Annotated in this window: 22 protein-coding genes; 12 read left to right on the top strand and 10 right to left on the bottom strand. The window is 68.0% G+C overall.

Annotation, left to right across the window (positions count from 1 at the left end; all coding sequences use genetic code 11):
- Positions 1-103 precede the first annotated feature (103 nt).
- From BN984_RS08695 to BN984_RS08710, 4 genes are all read right to left on the bottom strand, one after another.
- A complete protein-coding gene (locus BN984_RS08695; RefSeq protein WP_004973396.1) occupies positions 104-838 on the bottom strand; it encodes a protein-L-isoaspartate O-methyltransferase family protein in 735 nt (244 codons plus the stop codon).
- Positions 839-859: 21 nt separating this feature from the next.
- Positions 860-1,798 carry a class I SAM-dependent methyltransferase gene (locus BN984_RS08700; protein WP_049968043.1) on the bottom strand — a complete coding sequence of 313 codons (939 nt, stop codon included), beginning with the start codon at positions 1,796-1,798 and terminating at the stop codon, positions 860-862.
- 87 nt (positions 1,799-1,885) lie between these two features.
- A complete protein-coding gene (locus tag BN984_RS08705) occupies positions 1,886-2,542 on the bottom strand; it encodes an HVO_0476 family zinc finger protein (RefSeq protein ID WP_049968044.1) in 657 nt (218 codons plus the stop codon).
- A gap of 120 nt (positions 2,543-2,662) precedes the next feature.
- Positions 2,663-3,622, bottom strand: coding sequence for an aminopeptidase (locus BN984_RS08710; RefSeq protein ID WP_008091704.1), 960 nt, complete (start codon positions 3,620-3,622; stop codon positions 2,663-2,665).
- A gap of 189 nt (positions 3,623-3,811) precedes the next feature.
- Between BN984_RS08710 and BN984_RS08715 the strand changes: the two genes are divergently transcribed.
- On the top strand, positions 3,812-4,879 hold the full coding sequence (locus BN984_RS08715; RefSeq protein ID WP_049913350.1) for a type II glyceraldehyde-3-phosphate dehydrogenase: 1,068 nt from the start codon (positions 3,812-3,814) through the stop codon (positions 4,877-4,879).
- A gap of 378 nt (positions 4,880-5,257) precedes the next feature.
- Here the strand turns inward: BN984_RS08715 and BN984_RS08720 are convergent, their stop codons facing one another.
- Positions 5,258-5,746, bottom strand: a complete 489-nt coding sequence (locus BN984_RS08720; RefSeq protein WP_008091706.1) for a metallophosphoesterase — start codon at positions 5,744-5,746, stop codon at positions 5,258-5,260.
- Positions 5,747-5,818: 72 nt separating this feature from the next.
- Between BN984_RS08720 and BN984_RS08725 the strand changes: the two genes are divergently transcribed.
- Positions 5,819-6,133, top strand: a complete 315-nt coding sequence (locus tag BN984_RS08725; protein ID WP_233514178.1) for a hypothetical protein — start codon at positions 5,819-5,821, stop codon at positions 6,131-6,133.
- A gap of 12 nt (positions 6,134-6,145) precedes the next feature.
- Here BN984_RS08725 and BN984_RS08730 read toward each other — a convergent pair whose 3' ends face one another.
- Positions 6,146-7,351 carry a phosphoglycerate kinase gene (locus BN984_RS08730; protein WP_008091709.1) on the bottom strand — a complete coding sequence of 402 codons (1,206 nt, stop codon included), beginning with the start codon at positions 7,349-7,351 and terminating at the stop codon, positions 6,146-6,148.
- Positions 7,352-7,426: 75 nt separating this feature from the next.
- Positions 7,427-8,479, bottom strand: coding sequence for a type I glyceraldehyde-3-phosphate dehydrogenase (gene gap / locus BN984_RS08735; protein ID WP_049968045.1), 1,053 nt, complete (start codon positions 8,477-8,479; stop codon positions 7,427-7,429).
- 267 nt (positions 8,480-8,746) lie between these two features.
- Here gap and BN984_RS08740 point away from each other — a divergent pair, with 267 nt between their 5' ends.
- A complete protein-coding gene (locus tag BN984_RS08740; RefSeq protein ID WP_004970480.1) occupies positions 8,747-9,109 on the top strand; it encodes an Hsp20/alpha crystallin family protein in 363 nt (120 codons plus the stop codon).
- A 23-nt stretch (positions 9,110-9,132) separates the two neighbouring features.
- On the opposite strand, the gene BN984_RS08745 is transcribed toward BN984_RS08740, so the two are convergent.
- A complete protein-coding gene (locus BN984_RS08745; protein ID WP_008091716.1) occupies positions 9,133-10,005 on the bottom strand; it encodes an ATP-grasp domain-containing protein in 873 nt (290 codons plus the stop codon).
- Between the two features lie 85 nt (positions 10,006-10,090).
- Positions 10,091-10,621 carry a 50S ribosomal protein L16 gene (locus BN984_RS08750; RefSeq protein WP_049968046.1) on the bottom strand — a complete coding sequence of 177 codons (531 nt, stop codon included), beginning with the start codon at positions 10,619-10,621 and terminating at the stop codon, positions 10,091-10,093.
- A gap of 206 nt (positions 10,622-10,827) precedes the next feature.
- Between BN984_RS08750 and BN984_RS08755 the strand changes: the two genes are divergently transcribed.
- Entirely contained in the window at positions 10,828-11,478 is a 651-nt protein-coding gene (locus BN984_RS08755) for a type 1 glutamine amidotransferase (protein WP_049968047.1), read from the top strand.
- A gap of 1 nt (position 11,479) precedes the next feature.
- On the opposite strand, the gene nucS is transcribed toward BN984_RS08755, so the two are convergent.
- Positions 11,480-12,289 (bottom strand): endonuclease NucS, encoded by an 810-nt coding sequence (nucS, locus tag BN984_RS08760; protein ID WP_049968048.1) that lies wholly within the window; start codon positions 12,287-12,289, stop codon positions 11,480-11,482.
- Between the two features lie 152 nt (positions 12,290-12,441).
- On the opposite strand from nucS, the gene BN984_RS08765 reads away from it, so the two are divergent.
- The 8 genes from BN984_RS08765 to BN984_RS08795 all read left to right on the top strand — a co-directional run bounded on the left by BN984_RS08765 (position 12,442) and on the right by BN984_RS08795 (position 16,512).
- Entirely contained in the window at positions 12,442-12,894 is a 453-nt protein-coding gene (locus BN984_RS08765; RefSeq protein WP_049968049.1) for a pyridoxamine 5'-phosphate oxidase family protein, read from the top strand.
- 83 nt (positions 12,895-12,977) lie between these two features.
- Positions 12,978-13,835: a DUF5995 family protein gene (locus tag BN984_RS08770; RefSeq protein ID WP_008091724.1), complete on the top strand. Its 858-nt coding sequence runs from the start codon at positions 12,978-12,980 to the stop codon at positions 13,833-13,835.
- A 56-nt stretch (positions 13,836-13,891) separates the two neighbouring features.
- Positions 13,892-14,293, top strand: a complete 402-nt coding sequence (locus BN984_RS08775) for a winged helix-turn-helix domain-containing protein (protein WP_008091726.1) — start codon at positions 13,892-13,894, stop codon at positions 14,291-14,293.
- 31 nt (positions 14,294-14,324) lie between these two features.
- Positions 14,325-14,486, top strand: coding sequence for a DUF7560 family zinc ribbon protein (locus BN984_RS08780; protein WP_008091728.1), 162 nt, complete (start codon positions 14,325-14,327; stop codon positions 14,484-14,486).
- A gap of 106 nt (positions 14,487-14,592) precedes the next feature.
- Entirely contained in the window at positions 14,593-14,739 is a 147-nt protein-coding gene (locus BN984_RS19715) for a DUF7560 family zinc ribbon protein (protein ID WP_008091730.1), read from the top strand.
- Between the two features lie 110 nt (positions 14,740-14,849).
- Positions 14,850-15,311, top strand: coding sequence for a pyridoxamine 5'-phosphate oxidase family protein (locus tag BN984_RS08785; protein WP_008091731.1), 462 nt, complete (start codon positions 14,850-14,852; stop codon positions 15,309-15,311).
- A gap of 54 nt (positions 15,312-15,365) precedes the next feature.
- Complete coding sequence (locus BN984_RS08790; RefSeq protein ID WP_008091732.1) at positions 15,366-16,013, top strand: DNA-binding protein; 648 nt, start codon at positions 15,366-15,368, stop codon at positions 16,011-16,013.
- A gap of 106 nt (positions 16,014-16,119) precedes the next feature.
- Complete coding sequence (locus BN984_RS08795; protein WP_008091733.1) at positions 16,120-16,512, top strand: winged helix-turn-helix domain-containing protein; 393 nt, start codon at positions 16,120-16,122, stop codon at positions 16,510-16,512.
- Positions 16,513-16,553: the final 41 nt, after the last annotated feature.

Genomic DNA, 16,553 nt, shown 5'->3' on the forward strand with positions numbered 1-16,553 from the left:
CTACGCGCTCCGTAGCTAAATCGTAGGTTGGTGATTCCCGCGCCCGGAGAAGCGTGACTGTCGCGCCGGCCGACGCGTCGGAGCGTCCCGCTTTCGCCTCACTCTACCCGCGACCGCCCCAGTCTATCCAGTCTTGTTCCCAGCCGTGGCCGGCGTGCCAGCCCCGGCCCTCGTACTCGGGGTCCTCGCGTCGCGTCCGGTTTCTGACGATGCTCCCCGTCTGCTCGCCGTCCACGAGCAGCGGTTTGAACGACAGCGGGCCGAACGATTCGGCCACCTCGCCGTCCTCGACGGCGACGAGCGTCTGCTCGCCGACGCCTTTCGGCATGACGAGTCGGCCGTCGTCGGCGAGTTGCGCGAGGAGTCGCGCGGGCGGGCGGACCGCCGAGGCCTCGACGAGGATGCGGTCGAAGGGCGCGTAGTCGGCCAGCCCCTCCGCGCCGTCGCGGCAGTCCACGAGGACGCCGCCGTAGCCGGCGCGCTGGAGATTCTCGCGCGCCTCGTAGACGAGCGAGCGCGTGATGTCGACCGCGTGGACGTGAGCGTCGCCGACGATTTCGGCGAGGACTGCGGCGGTGTAGCCGACGCCCGCGCCGACGACGAGCACCTCGTCGTCCGGCTGGGGGTCGAGCGCGGAGAGGAGGCGCGCGACCGTCGTCGGCGCGAGGATGGTCGTGTTCGTGTCGCGGTGCTCGGTCGGGCGGTTCTGATACGGCGAGTCGGTGACGAACTCGTGTCGCGGGACGCTGCGCATGGCGATGGAGACGGCCTCCGGGAGCGACTCCAGCGAGTGCTCCAGGCCGTCGACCATGTCGTCGCGCAGCACCGAGTTGTCCATAGCCGAACTCGGAGGTCGGTCCTAATCAACCGCACGCTCGCCGACGACCGCCTGCATGTCGGTCCCCGGCACGTCTCGGACCGTACAGCCGCCGAATCCGGCCGATTCGACCCACGAGCGAACCGTCGGCTCGTCGTGGAGGTCGCCGCGACCGGTGGCGAGCGCGTCCACCGCCCGCCCCGCGGTCGCCTCGGTCGGACAGCGCCCGTGGAGACTATCGACGAACACCGCCGCACCGCCGGGTTCGAGGGCGTCGTGCGCGCCAGCGACGAGCGCTCGTGCGCCGTCCGGGTCGCGCCCGGCGAAGGCGTCGCCGACGAAGACGAGGCTGAATCCCGACGCCGGCGGGTCGGTCGGGTCGCCCGCGACGAGGTCCACGCCGGCGCGCGAGAGGAGCGGTCGGACGACCTCAACGGTGTCCGCGTCGTCGACGAGCGTCACGTCGCGGCCGCGGGCGACGAACTCGCGGGCGAAGACGCCCGACGCGCCGCCGAGGTCGAGGACGCGCGTCGCGTCGGGGGCCTCGCGGACCGCGGCGGTCACGCAGGCGCGGACGACCGACTCCTCGGCGGCGTCGTGCGCGCCGAGCCGGTTCCGAAGCCAGTCGTCCGGGAACGCGGGCGACTCCCCGGACGCCATCGTCTCCGGGAGGTCGGCGGAGAGCGAAAAGCGGTCGAGCGCGTGCGGGAGGCGACCGATGGAGCGAACGTCGCGCTTGGCGAGGAAGCCGAGCGCGCGGTTGGTTATCTCGTACTCGTCGCCGACGCGTTTGATGAAGCCCATCGCGGCCAGCGCCTCGACGGTGATGCGGGCGGCTCGGGGGTCGATACCGGCGGTCTCGGCCACGGCCTCGGCGGTGCCGGCGCTCGTCGTGAGCGCGTCGATGACCCCGCTCTCGCGGGCGGCCCATAGGAGCGCGAGCGATTCGACCGACGACTGCGACCGGTCGCGGGTAGGCATGGTCGCACCGACGGGTCGGGAGACAAAAGGTCGTGTGTTGGGCGGGCGGAACGGCTCGTCGGCGGGTCGGAGTGGCTCGGTTCCGTCTTACCAGGCCGACCACGCCGCCGAGCTCTGGTCGCGGGCGTAGACGCGTTTCGCGTCCTTCGCGTACACCATGTCGCCGGGGTGGTCGAGCTTGCCGTGGCGGTACTCCGGGGCGTCCGAGCGGACGACGAGTCCTTCGATTTCGACCTCCTCGTCGCCGAACGCCTCCGTCTCGCCGACGACGAACTCGTAGTCGCCGGGGACGTTGACGGTGACGCTGCGGGTGTCCTCGCGCTTGCCGTCCTTCGGGTGGATGGTGACGTTGACCGCGACGTTGTCGACGACGCGGGTCCAGACGGTCTTCACGTCCGCGACTTCGGCCTCGTCGGCACGCTGTTCGGGGCCGACTTCGATGCCCGTGATGCGCACGAGCTGAATCGCCTCGGGCGTGTCGACGATGAACTCGTCGCCGACCTCGATGGTCGTGCCGACCGGCACGGGCACTTCGGTCGAGACGGAGTCGCCGTCCTGCGAGACCACGACGTTCATCTCGGTTTCGTCGGGAATCTCGACGTTCTCCTTGTGGACGTGGCTGCATTCGGTACACCGGACGGTCGAGTGACCGCCGGGCTTCAGCACCTCGTGAACGGTGGGTTCGTCGGGCGAACACGTCGGACAGGAGAGGGGGACGCGCTCGCCGGCGTCGGGTAGGCTCATACGGGTCGCTAGCCCATCAGGCCGTAAAAAGCCGCCTTTCTCCGTTTCGGCGTGAGAGTCGGTGGCAGGACGCCCGTTCGGCGAACCGAACGGCCGGCCGCGGTCGCGGCGCGAACCCGCTCAGGGCTGCGGCAGGTCGACTTCCTCGCCGTCGGCGTACACCGTCGGCTCGCGGATGATGCCGTCGAGGTGGAGCGGCGCGTCGGTGTCGCCGCCGATGCCGGCGTCGTCGCCGATGGCGATGTGGACCGTGCCCGCGGCCTTCTCGTCGAGCAGGACGGAGCCGACGAGGTCGGTCACGCCGACGTTGGTTCCGATGCCGATTTCGGCGAGGTTGTAGGCGTCCCGACCGACTTCCTCTGCGGCGGCCTCGACCTGCTCGCGAATGTCGTCGTCGGAAATCTCGGTGACGTAGCCGTCTTCGACCTCGAAGCGGAGTTCCTGTCCCTCGTCGAGGAGGCCGTGGGGCATCATCGTCCCGTCGACGACGTAGGTGCCCGTCGCGGACGCGGGGCTGAGGAAGATTTCGCCCGCGGGGAGGTTCGAAAACGAGCCGGCGTCTGCGATTGCGCCGGTGTCGGCGAGCCACTCGCGGTCGCCGCGGACGAACGTGATGTCCGTGCCCTTCTCGGTCGTGACGCGGAGTTCGTCGGCGTCGCCGACGGCGTCGAGCATCGCCGCGCTGTGGTCGTAGATGGCGTCGTAGTCGGCGTCGAGGCCGGTGACGAACACTTCCTCGGTGATTCCCGGAAGCGTCGCGCCGCGAGCGCCGGCGTCGCAGGCGTCGCCGCGGGCGCGGGTGTGGCTCAGGCTCTTCGTCGTCGGCGCGAGGAAGGCGTCACAGGACCGCATCGCGGCGGCGACCGGCGCGGGCGGCTCCTCGCCGTGTTGGTTGCCCGGCGGGTAGCGGACGATTGTGGCGTCGTCGGTCACCTCGCTGGCGACCTCGTAGAGCGCCTCGCCGATGCGCTCGCGTTTGTCGTCGGTGACGACGACGAGCGACTCGTCGGGCTGGAGGTCGAGACACTGGCGGACCGCCGTCTCGCTGGCGGCGCGGAGGTCTGCGTCGGATTCGGGCATGGGGGAACCTGCGCCGGCGGCGCTGTTAGGCGTTCCCATCTGCCCCCTCGCGTTCGGTTCCCGCCCCGCCGCCCCGAATCGGCGGTTTCACTCGCCTCGGAGGTAATCGAGGGACTCACTCGCCTGAGAGTTAATTTCTAAGTATTAACCATCGAAATAACTATAGTCGGGCCCGGTCGTTTGTCACCCATGATACGAGTGGGTGTCAACGGCTACGGCACAATCGGAAAGCGCGTCGCCGACGCGGTCGATGCGCAGCCCGACATGGAACTCATCGGCGTGGCCAAGACCCAGCCCAACTTCGAAGCGCACACCGCGGGCGAACGCGGCTACCCGATGTACGCCGCGATTCCCGAACGCTCGCCGCTGTTCTCCGAGGCCGGCGTCGACCTCGCCGGCGAGGTGGACGAACTGGTTGCCAAGGCGGACATCATCGTCGACTGCACGCCGTCGGGCATCGGCGCAGAGAACCGCGAACTGTACGAGACACACCACACGCCCGCCATCTTCCAGGGCGGCGAAGACGCCGACGTGGCCGACGTGAGCTTCAACGCGCGGGCCAACTTCGACGCCGCCCGCGACGCCGACTACGTCCGCGTCGTCTCCTGTAACACGACCGGTCTCTCGCGCATCATCGCGCCGCTCGAAGCCGAGTACGGCGTCGAGAAGGTCCGGGCGACGCTCGTCCGCCGCGGCGGCGACCCCGGTCAGAACTCCCGCGGGCCGATAAACGACATTCTCCCGAACCCCATCAAGATTCCCTCGCACCACGGCCCCGACGTGAAGACCATCTTCCCGGACCTCGAAATCGACACGCTCGGGCTGAAGGTCCCGGCGACGCTGATGCACGTCCACGCGCTCAACGTCACGCTCGAAGACGACGTGACCGGCGCGCACGTCCGACAACTGCTCGAAGGCGAGAACCGCGTCTACGTCATCCCGGAGGGGATGGGCATCGACGGCGCGGGCAAGCTCATGGACTTCGCGCTCGACGCGGGCCGCCCGCGCGGCGACATGTGGGAGAACTGCGTGTGGGGCGAGTCCATCGGCGTCAACGGCCGCGACCTCTATCTGTTCCAGGCCATCCACCAGCAGTCCGACGTGATTCCCGAGAACGTCGACGCTATCCGCGCGATGTTCGACACCGAAGACCAGCAGACGAGCATGGAACTCACGGACCAGACGCTCGGTATCGGTATCTCCGGTAGTCCGTCCGGATTCGCTGAGCAGGCGCGCGCGGAGTTCGCCGACGACTAGTCGCGGATCGACTGCTCAGTTCGGTGGGGTGCGGTTCGGTTTGGTACGGCTCGGTGCGGTCGCGGCTTTTCCACCCACTCGGCTCCTTGGAATCCTTAGCGGGTGGTGTATTCTGACTCTGTCCGGTCAGTACAGAGGTTGCATTTATCAATTGAGTATCCTATTATTTGGTATGCCCTCCCCATTTCCCACATCACCCGGTGGGCTTGGAATCGCTGCATCGGTCGTATTCTGGCTGTTAATCGGATTAGCGATAGTTCTCGTAGCGAGGATACTGATACAGAAGGTGCGATAGATACGCGCTCTCTACTGAGCGGCTGTTTCACACAACAAACCGCTAATAATAGGCGTTGAACGGGCCGCCCACTCGCTTGACGCTCAGAGCGACCGCGACGCCACGTTCCCGGTGTCGAGGTCCACGACGGCGACGTGGAACTCGTCGTCCGCGCCGGGAATCGGCAGGCCGCCGGGGTTGATGTGCGTCGTCGCCCCGCGGTGTTCGACCACGCTCTCGTGGGTGTGGCCGCGCAGGACGAAATCGTACGTTTCGGACTCGACGAGCGCGTCGACCAGTCCGGCCTCGGTGCCGTGGTAGACCGCTATCTCTTGGCCGCCGAGCGTCAGGTGTGCGAAGTCACCGTGGTAGGTGCCGAACGATTCCACCGCCTCGCGGAGCGCCCACTCGCCGTCGTTGTTGCCGCGGACGGCGTGGAAGTCGAAGTCCGCGTCGAACGGCGCGGCCGAGAAGGGCGCGACGATGTCGCCGCAGTGGACGACCGCGTCCACGCCCTCAGATTCGAAGTGCGAGACCGCGGCTTCGACGTAATCGAGGTTGTCGTGCGTGTCGGAGACGACGCCGAGTTTCATGCGCGTCGGTTCGGCGGCGTCGGCTATCAACGTTGGGTGACACTTATGGCCCGCGCGGTCCCCGTTCGGGGCGTGTCAGAACGAGACGGCACCGACGGCGACGCGAGCGAGACTGACGGCTCCGCCGAGACCGCCGACGACGCCGGGGCAGTCGGGTTGCCGGCGCTCAGCGTGACGCTCGGTGGCGGAACGAACGTCGCCGTCGGCGCGGCGATGGCGGGCTACGCGGCGTTCAGCGCCGGGTGGACGCTGGCGGTTCGCGCCTCGGGAAGTTTCCCCGACGACAACGCCGTCGGCGGACTCCTCACGCTGTTGGTCTTCGCGGGCGGCGTCGCGATTCTCGTCGATGGCGCGGCTGGCGTGTTCGCCGAGAAGAGAGACGGGTGACGCTACGCGGCTTCAGTCCTGCGTCAGCGCCTCGACGCCGGCGAGCGGCGCGCCGGTCAGCGCGCGGATGTACGCGCCGCCGGCGATGGAGACGTGGCCGAAGTCGTCCTCGTCCATGCCGTACATCTCGATGGCGCGGGAGGTGTCGCCGCCGCCGACGACGGAGAAGCAGTCGGTCTCGGCGATGGCGCGGAGGACGCCGGTCGTGCCGACCGCGAAGCGCTCGTCTTCGAACAGGCCGAGCGCGCCCTTCACGAAGACGGCCTCGGAGTCGCGGATGATGGGGTCGTACTCGTCGACCGTCATCGAGCCAACGTCGAGGTAGGCGCGGTCCTTCTCCGTGATGTTGGCGACCGCGATTTCGCCGCGGTCGTCGGTCTCGTCCTCGTAGGCGAGGTCGACGGCGAGCTTAATCTGGTCGCCGCGCTCGTCGAGCAGCGACTCGATGGTCTCGCGATTGGCCTCCCACTGGTCGTCGAAGAAGTCCATGCCCTCGAGGTCGAAGCCAACGTCGTTGCCGGCGGCGCGGAGGAACAGTTCGCCGGCGATGCCGCCTAAGAGGAACTGGTCGACCTTGTCGCCGAGGTTGTTCATGACGTCGATGACGTCGGTGGCCTTCGTCCCGCCGACGACCATCGTCACCTGTCCGTCGAACTCGCGGGTGGCGATGGAGGAGTTCGCCTCGTACTCGGTCTGCATCACGCGGCCCGCGTAGGCGGGGAGCACGAGCGGGAAGCCGACCAGCGAAGCGTGCGAGCGGTGGGCCGCCGAGTAGGCGTCGTTGACGTAGGCGTCGACGTGCTCGGCGAGGGTTCGGACGAACTCGGTGTCGGCCTTGACCTCGGGGTCCTCCTCGGGGAGTTCCTCGTCGCACATCCGCGTGTTTTCGAGGAGAAGCACCTCGCCGGCTTCGAGCGCGTCGATGGCGGCGATGGCCGCGTCGCCGTACGTGTCGGGGACGAATCCCACGTCGCGGTCGATGTGGCTCGCGAGGATGTCGGCGTGCTGTTCGAGCGAGACGAAGTCGTCGTCGCCGGGACGGCCCTGGTGGGCCATGAGGACGACGCGGTGGCCGGCCTCGGCGAGTTCGCGGACGGTCTCCGCGTGGCGGTCGAACCGTCGGTTGTCTTGGACCTCGCCGTCTTCGACCGGCGAATTGAGGTCGAGTCGGACGAGTACGCGCTGCTCCGGGTCGAGGTCATCGAGGGTCTTGAACATCGGGTGGAAGAACGTAGAGGAATTACTTAGTGGTGGGTAAGTCGCGCTGAAAGGGCGGGCGATTCGTGGGGGCGTCTACTGGTGGGTGACGAAGTGGGCGACGTCGAGCATCCGGTTGGAGAAGCCGTACTCGTTGTCGTACCACGTCAGTATCTTGTAGAGGCCGCCGTCGTTGACCTGGTTGGTCGTGTTGAGGTCGACGGTGCTGGAGAACGGCAGGCCGAGGATGTCACGCGAGGTGACTTCGTCGTCCGTGTAGCCGAGGACGCCCGCGAGCGGGCCGGAGTCGGCCGCGGCGCGGAAGGCGTCGTTGACCTCCTCGACGGAGGGCTTGTCTTCGAGGCGGACGACGAGCTCGGTGAGCGAGCCGTTCGGCACGGGGACGCGAATCGCCATGCCGTCGAGCTTGCCGTCGAGCTGGGGCAGAATCTCGGTGGCCGCCTGCGCCGCGCCGGTCGTCGTCGGGACGATGTTCTCGGCGGCGGCGCGCCCGCGGCGCTGCTTCGCGTGGGGGCTGTCGATGAGGTTCTGGCTGCCCGTATAGGCGTGGACGGTCGTCAGGAGACCGTTCTCGATGCCGAACTTCTCGTCGAGCACCTTCGCGACCGGCGTGACGGAGTTGGTCGTACAGGAGGCGTTCGAGACGATGTCCTCGCCGTCGTACTCGTCGTGGTTGACGCCGTAGACGATCTGCTTGACCGGCTCGTCGCCCTTCGGCGGCGCGGAGATGACGACCTTGTCCGCGCCCGCTTCGAGGTGTGCGGAGGCGTCTTCCTTCGTGCGGAAGATGCCCGTACATTCGAGCGCCACGTCCACGTCGAGTTCGCCCCACGGAAGCTCCGCGGGGGACTGGACGTTGTAGAGGCTCACCGAGGTGCCGCCGATGGACAGCGAATCGCCGTCGCGCTCGACGCCGTCGAGTCGGCCCATGACGGAGTCGTACTTCGCGAGGTACGCCATGTCGTCGAAGTCCATGACGTCGTTGATGGCGACCAGTTCGACCTTCGGGTTGTCGAGGACGGCACGGAAGATGTTTCGGCCGATGCGGCCGAAGCCGTTGAGTGCCACCCGCACCACGTCCGATTCATCCACGTTCTCGCCCGCGCTGAGGTAGGATTTTTCACTCATGTTCGAGTAGTATCCGTATTGATATGCCGGGCGCAAGAGTATATCTGTTTCGGTAAATCCGACTGAATCGAACGTTACCTTTCATCAGCAATCAATATTGACACAGAAACAAACACAACTAATCAGACACGGACGAGAATTGACACGCCCGAACGGGGACGCACTGTCTGTCCGTAGACGGTCGCTCGCGGCCGAATACTGGCGATTCGCTGCCAGGTGACTGTCACAGGCAGAAACGTTTTATCCTCCGATTTCATAGCGGCCCCCATGGTCAGAGACGACCGCGACGACCCGTTCGACAACATCTTCGACGAAATCGAACGGATGATGAACGACATGACCGGAGGCGACGCCGGATTCGCCTCCGAGACCCACATCGACGTGTACGATGAGGGCTCTACACTCCGACTCGTCGCGGACCTCCCGGGCGTCGACAAAGACGCTATCGACCTCAAGTGCGACGGTGAGACGCTGACTATCAGCGCCGCCGGTGACCGCCGCGAGTACGACGAACGCATCCGCCTCCCGGCCCGCGTCGACGAGCACTCCGCATCGGCCACCTTCAACAACGGCGTCCTGCAGGTCACGTTCGACCGCGCCGAGGACTCCGCCGCAATCGACGTCGAGTAGCGACTCGACTTCGCGCGGCCCGCTCAGGACTTCTTTGCGACCCGCTCGACGAGCGCCGCCAGTCGGTCGAAAAAGCCGTCGTCGTACTTCGCGTCGTCGTCGATGGTCGGCCGGGCGTTCGTCTCCGAGACGACGACCCGGCCGTCGGATTCCAGCAGGTCAACCCCGAGATAGCGGATGCCCAACTCGTCGGCGACCGCTTCGGCGAGGTCGCGGTGTCGCTTCGGGAGGTCCGCCCCGACCGCCTCCGCGCCCCGGTGGACGTTGTGCTTCCAGCGCCCGCCGTCGCGCGCGCCCTCCGTCAGTCGGCGCTCCACCGCGCCGACCACCTCGCCGTCGAGCACCATCGCTCGGTAATCGCGGGCGTCCGGCAGCCACTCCTGAATCAGGAACGACTTGTCGCCGGTCGCCCGGAAGTCGTGGACGAGGCTCAGCACGTCCGCGTGCCCCGAAAGCGAGTCCGGGTCGTGGGCCTTGGCGATGCCGACGCCCCGCGTCGTGGAGTTCGGCTTGACGACGACCGGATAGTCGAGACCCGCGGACTCGACGGCGTCGAGCAGGTCGGACTCGTCGGCCGGGTTGGAGACGTAGACGCTCCGCGGAACCGGCACCCCGGCGCGTTCGAGCGTCGCGATGACGCCCGCCTTGTTCCGCGAGGTGAGCACGTCTTCGCGCGTGTTCACCCACGGGATGTCGTGTCTGGCGGTGACGACGCCGCCTTCCATCGGACGCGAGGGGTAGACGAAGCCGGCGTCGAACGACCCGGCCGGCGGCGTCGAGAGGTCGAGTGCGAACCCCTCGGCGGGGAGGTGACCCACGTCGATGCCGCGGTCGCCGAGCGGGCCGCGCATTCGCTCGAACGTCTCGCTGGAGGTGGTGACCGCCAACCGAAGCATACGCTACGAGGTGACGTCCCGGGGGAAAAATGATGGGTTCGAGGCGAGGCGCGTTCCGAACACGCGCCGGCGCGAGGTCGCGAACTTACGCGACGAGCAGCTCTTCGCCGCGCTCGACGACGATGCGGCACGGCGGCGACATCTTGTTGTACGCGCGGCGGAAGGCGTCCTTCGCGGTCGCGGCGTCCTCGACGTCGCAGTAGATGGTGAACACCGTCTCGCCCTTGGGGATGCGAGCGGCGGTCCCGACGACCTTCCCGAACGACTGGCGCATCCCGTCGGAGACACGGTCCGCACCCGCACCGGTCGCCTGCTTGTTCTCGCGGATGACGTGGTGCGGGAACTTGCGCAGAATCATCTTGTACTGCTTTTCGCCCGCGTGCTTGAGCATGAGGCGGTTGGCAGACAGACGCGCGGATTCGAGCGAACCGTGGCGAATCTGCACTTCCTCTTCGACCTTCAGGCTGATCTGGACGGGGTAGTCCTCGGGGTCGGCCTGCAGGTCGCCCATGTTGTGCTGTGCGATCTTCGAACCGGGGATACCCGTGATGTACTCGCGTCGGGTGTACGCCGGGCTCGTAATCTCCCGGTACATAGAGGCGGGTTTGTCTGACATGGTTACTTGTGAAACCGAAGGGTCAGGCGGGCTAAAAACGCTTCGAAGCTTCATTCGCCCGCCGCGGTCGTGTCAGGGGCTCGCACGTCGGTTCGCCGCGATGGGCCACCGAACCGCATTCGAGTCCCACCGGTCCCCGGCGGCGGGCGAGTCGACCCCTCGACCGGGAGACACGCTTATGCGCCGCCGTCGCTACGGTTCGGACCATGTTGCTCGTCTGCGACTGCATGGCTGCGGACGGCCCCGCGTACTTCACCGACGCGCTCGCCGACCTCGCCCTCGACGGCCGCGAGGGGACCGTTCACTCGCTCCCCAACGACGGCCTCCCGACGCTCTCGAACGTCGACGCCGTCGTGCTCACCGGGAGCACCGCGGGCGTCTACGAGGCCGACGAGCGCCCGTGGCTCGCCGACGCTCGCCTGCTCGTCCGCGACCTCGTCGCCCGCGAACTGCCCACGCTCGGCGTCTGTTTCGGCCACCAACTCGTCAACGACGCGCTCGGCGGCACCGTCGAGGCCGGCGACCAGCGCCGCGGCATCGCCGACGTTGACCTCGGCGACGACCCCCTGTTCGATGGCGTCTCCGGGCGCATTCCGATGGTCCACGGCGACTACGTCGTCGCCCCCGGCGACCGCATGGAGACCGTCGCCGCCGCGGACTACTACGACCACCTCGCGACGCGCCACGAGGACGCGCCCGTCTGGACGGTCCAGTACCACCCCGAGTTCACGGCCGACCTCCTCGACCGCATCGCCGACGACTTCGGCTGGCCCGACGGTGGCGCCGACCGCGACTTCGACGACGTGACGGCCGCTCGGACCGTCGAGAACTTCGTCGCCGCCGCCGGTCTGGACTGATTTAGGCCTCGTCGCCGGCCGCGCCGTCTTCTTCCGCTTCGGCCCCGTCTGAACCGCTGTTTTCGCCGTCGTCCTCCTCGACCGGAGGTTCGCCCGTCTCGGGGTCGAGCGCGACGAACTCCAGCCCCTCGCGGTCGAGCATGTCCGCCGCTCGCTCGGTCACCGAGGGAGCGACGAGGACGCCGCGAACCGGCTCGTCGTCGCCGAACTCCCGGTGGAGCGCGTCCACGTACCGTCGGAGCTGACTCGCCGCCGAGGGGCCGACGCGCCGGCGCTTCAACTCCACGACGACCGGGACGCCGTCGGCGTCCTCGCCGAAGATGTCGATTGCGCCCGCGTCGCTCTGCCGCTCGGTCTCGAGCGGCTCGAAGCCCGGTTCGAGGATGTCGGGGTCCGAGAGGATGTGCTGCCGCAGGTCCTCCTCGCTGCCGACCAGTTCGAGGTCGCTGCGGTCGTTCACGGCGTAGGCCGAACACTGCTCGACGCGCTCGAAGTGCACGTCGAGTCGCTCGTCGGGGCTCGTGCGCGTGCTCCGGACCCGAAGCCGGCCGTCGCGGACGCTCGCGGAGTGGGTACATCCCGGCGGTTGCCAGTTGACGGGCGTCCGTTTCTCGTCCGTGTGGACCAGAATCGAGCCGTCCGGCTTCAGGACGACGAGCCGGTCGCCGGGGCCGAGTTCGCTCGTCGCGCGGCCGTCGTAGTCGACCGTGCACCGACCGAACACGGTCACCATGTCGTCGCGCTCGAAGGCGGCTTCGAGGTGGACGAGGGCGTCGCGGTGCGTCGGCCGGTGGAGTGTGTTCACCGTCATCCGGGTGTCGTCCCGCGGTTCGTCGTCGCCGGGGATAAGCCCCGCGTCGCGCGTCGGGGCCGAGCGAGCGCCGCGGCGGCCACTCGTCGGTCGCTAGTCGCCGGTCTCCGGGTCGCTGGCAGGCTTATGTCATCTCCGTGCGTATATCTCCCATGGGCCCTGACTTCGCCGAACACAACCGAATCGAGATGCCGTCGGAGGAGATAGACCGCCTGCTCCGCGAGGAGGGCGTCGGCGTCCTCTCGCTCGCCGACGACGGCGTCGCCTACGGGATCCCCCTCTCGTTCGGCTACGACGCCGACCGGGGACGACTCTACTTCGTCTTCCTCCGCCCCGGCGAGTCCTCGAAGAAGGCCGACTTCGCCGAGCGGACCGCCCGCGCGAGCTTCGCCGTCTGGAACGCCCCCTCGCGGGACGAGTGGGAGAGCGTCGTCGTCGACGGCGAACTCCGCCGGGTCGACGACGGCGACTGGGACCGCGTCCACGACGTGCTCGAAGACAACGCGTGGTATCCGACTCTGTTTTCGGAGACGGAGCCGATGCAGGACATCCTCGGGTGGGAGCTTCGTATCGACTCCCGGTCCGGTCTCCAGCGCCGGGCGTGAGCGTCCCACCCGCTGATTCTCGGTCGCGAGCGCGTGCGCGCCGGTATCGTTATCGAAGGCGGGACCGTCTGGACGGCCAACCCATGCGACGGACGACGTTCGAGGAGGGAAGAAAGCTCGCGGCCGCGGTGCGGACGCCGAATCCGTCGCTCTCCGGTGTCGCCCGCGACGCGACCGAGGAGGTTCTCGAACTCGTCGACGCGCCGTTCCGGGACGTGGCCGACGCCCACGAGCGGCTGTCGGCGCTCGAATCGCTCCTGTACGAGCGCGGCGACCGCCGCGCCGCCTTCCTGACCATCTACGTCCGCGTCACCGCCGAGGTCGACCGCGGACTCGGCGGCGGCGAGTTCACCGACCCCGAGTGGGTCGCCGACTACCTCGTTACCTTCGCGGACCACTACCGCCGGGCGTTCCGCGCCTTCGAGCGCGGCGACCACGACGACGTGCCCGACCCGTGGCAACTCTCCTTCGAGACGGCGCTCGCCGGGGAGTCGCTCGTGGTGCAGGACGTGTTGCTCGGCGTCAACGCGCACGTGAACTACGACCTCGCGCTGGCGCTCCACGAGGTCGGCATCGACCCCGACCGCCCCGCGAAGTACGACGACCACCGCCGCATCAACCGGGTCCTCCGCCGCCTCGTCGACGAGGAACAGGACCTCATCGCCGAGCGGTACGCCGACGGCGTCGCCGACATCGACGAGTCGCTGGGTCGGCTGGACGAGGCGCTGTCGTTTTTCACGCTCCGCGAGGGGCGGCGGAACGCGTGGCGCGGCGCGGTCGCGCTGACCGACGGCCGGTTCCGCCCGGTCGAGCGCGCTGTCTACTGGTACCTGCGGAGCCTCACGATGGGCGCGGGCCACTTCATCCTCGCGCCGAGTTCGAACCCCGCGGTGCGCCGCAGACTGGCTCAACTCGAAGCCGGAGACGGGTCGAGTACTTAAACCTCCCCGGATAGCGCGGGCGGAGATACCTCCCGTTGTCCGTCGTCTATCGAAGTATGAACTCCTCTTCCGCTTTCGCCGCCCGTGGTGCATCGACGCTCGACCTGACCCGGCCCCAGCAGGTCGCCGCGGAGCCGTCGGCCGTCCTCTCTGCGCTCAGCGACGGCGACAGCCGGCGAATCCTCGCCGCCTGCGACGGGGCCCCGCGGACCGCGCAGGAGTGCGCCGAACTCTGCGACGTGCCGCTGTCGACGGTCTACCGGAAACTCGACCTGCTCACCGAGGCGTCGCTCCTCGACGAGCGACTGCGGATTCAGACCGCAACGCACCACCCGCGGGAGTTCGCGACCACCTTCGACACGCTCTCGGTTTCGTTCGACGACGCCGGCGTGTCGCTCGCGTTCCGGCAGGTCGCCACCGACGGCGGCGAAGACGGCGAGGAGGGGCGGTCGCGATGACGGCGACGCTCGCATCGCCGGAGGTGGACTGATGAGCGCCACGTCGCCGACGGACGACTACGAGTTCACGTGCTCGCAGTGCGGTGAGCGGTTCGCCGTCAACGACGGGATGCGTGCGGCGGTCCTCGAACGCGGCTGTCCCATCTGCGGGAGTCCGACCTCGACCGAGGCGTTCGCTCCATGTTCCGCGTGAGGTTCCATTCTTCTCTGTGCCCGGTTGGGACGTTCGCTCCACCGCGCCCCGGGCGTTCGAAAAACAGTAGGCTACATATACGTGTGCCACGCGTACTACGAACCACATGAGCGACAGCGCGGACTACACATTCGTCTGCCCGGAGTGTGCGGAGTCCATGCTGGTCAACGACTCCATGCGCGACGCCCTCCTCGAAAACGGCTGTGTCATCTGCAGCGCCGCGCTCACGCCGGACGCCTTCTCGACCGCCTGAGCGACTCGCGCCTGCGACCGACCCCGCCGATATCGCCCGGTTGGTGTCTCTCGGACACCGCCGAGAAGTAACAGTAATTACGTCGGCCGCGAGTCTGGTGGTACGAACCGATGTCTCTGGACCAACAGACCGAACTCTCGCCCGACGAGATACGCGAGGTCCTGTCCCGTCACGAGACGGGCGTCCTCTCGCTCGCGAAGGCGGACGAACCATACGCGATTCCAATCTCCTACGGCTACGACGGCGAGAGCGGTCGCTTCTATCTCCGTCTCGTCTCCACGCCCGAAAGCGAAAAGCGGCAGTTCCTCACGTCGTCCCCGCGGGCCCGACTCGTCGTCCACGAGTCGAACGACGGGAGCTACCGGAGCATCATCGCCGAGGGGACGCTCGAACGCGTCGACCCCGACGAGCTGACCGTCGAACGCATCGTCCAGTACGGTAAGGCCAAGCGACCGCTGTTCGAAATCTGGGGCGAGACGAAGCGCGACCTCGACATCCAACTGTTCGAACTCGACCCCGAGACGCTGGGCGGCCGGGCGGTCGAACTGGACGTCGCGGAGTCCGACCAGTAATGTCCGTGGTCGTCGCGTCCCGCGGCGAACACCGAGTCGCCCGCGCGTAACACGATGCCCGCCGGTATTCGCGCCACGGTCGAATTCGACTCGCCGTCGGTCTGTCCCGTCGCCTCGGTCGCTCACTCGACGGACTCCGTCGTCGATTCCGTCTCGACCAGCGTCGTCTCTACCCCGGGCGACGTCAGCGTCTCCGAGTTCGTCGTCGAGGCCGACGACCCTCCGGAGGCGTCCGCGCTCGAACCCATCTTCTCCTACGGCTCGAAGCACCTCTACCGCTACACCCACGACGGGAGCGCCGGCTGTCCGTGCGAGTGCCTCGGCGAGTTCGGCTGTCCGGTCGACCGCTACTTCGCCCAGCGCGGCAGTCTGACGCTCGTCTTCCACGCCGCCGACTACGAACAGTTGCAGGCCGTCATCGGCGAGCTTCGCGACCGCTTTCCCGGACTCGACATCAAGCGCCTCGTGCGCTCGCCCACCGGCGACGCCCCCGGCGACAGCGTCTTCGTCGACCGCGGGAAGCTCACGGCCCGTCAGCTCGAAGTCCTCCAGACGGCCTACGACATGGGCTACTTCGAGCGCCCGCGCGGAGCCAATGCGACCGAGGTCGCGGCCGAACTCGACATCAACCAATCGACGTTCTCGGAACACCTCGCCGCCGCCCTGACGAAACTGCTCGGCGACGTCCTCGAAGAGGGGTAGCGATTTCGCCGCCGCGGTCGGCGGCGGGGTGAGGGGATGGAGGTATATAAACGTCCCACGCTATCGTGGTTGTCCGTTGGTCCCGGTCCGCCGACTCTACAGAAGTATGAGTCAGGCTTCGCTCCCCTTCGCCGTTCGCTCCCCGACCGCCTCGTCCGAACCCCGCGTCGTCGACGACCACGCCGCCGTCGACGCGCTCTTTTCGCTTCTCGAAGACGACGACTGCCGATGCATCCTCGACGCGACCGACGGCGTCGCCCGCTCGGCGAGCGAACTCTCGGAGGCGTGCGACCTCCCGCTCTCGACGACGTACCGAAAACTCGACCCGCTCGTGGACGCCGGCCTCCTCTCGAAGCGCCTGCGCGTTTCCCGGTCCGGCAGCCACACCGCCGAGTACGAACGCACCGTCGACGACGTGACCGTCTCCGTCACCCCGTCGGGGGTCGAGGTCCGCGTCTCGCACCGCGACGTGGCGACGTCGGCGTCGGTGACGGTCTGAGCGGCGCACTCGCGCTTTCGTTCGCCGGCTTCGCCGCCGGC

Origin of the sequence: Haloferax prahovense, assembly GCF_000723845.1 — an archaeon.
In the GTDB taxonomy this organism is placed as follows: Archaea; Halobacteriota; Halobacteria; order Halobacteriales; family Haloferacaceae; genus Haloferax; species Haloferax prahovense.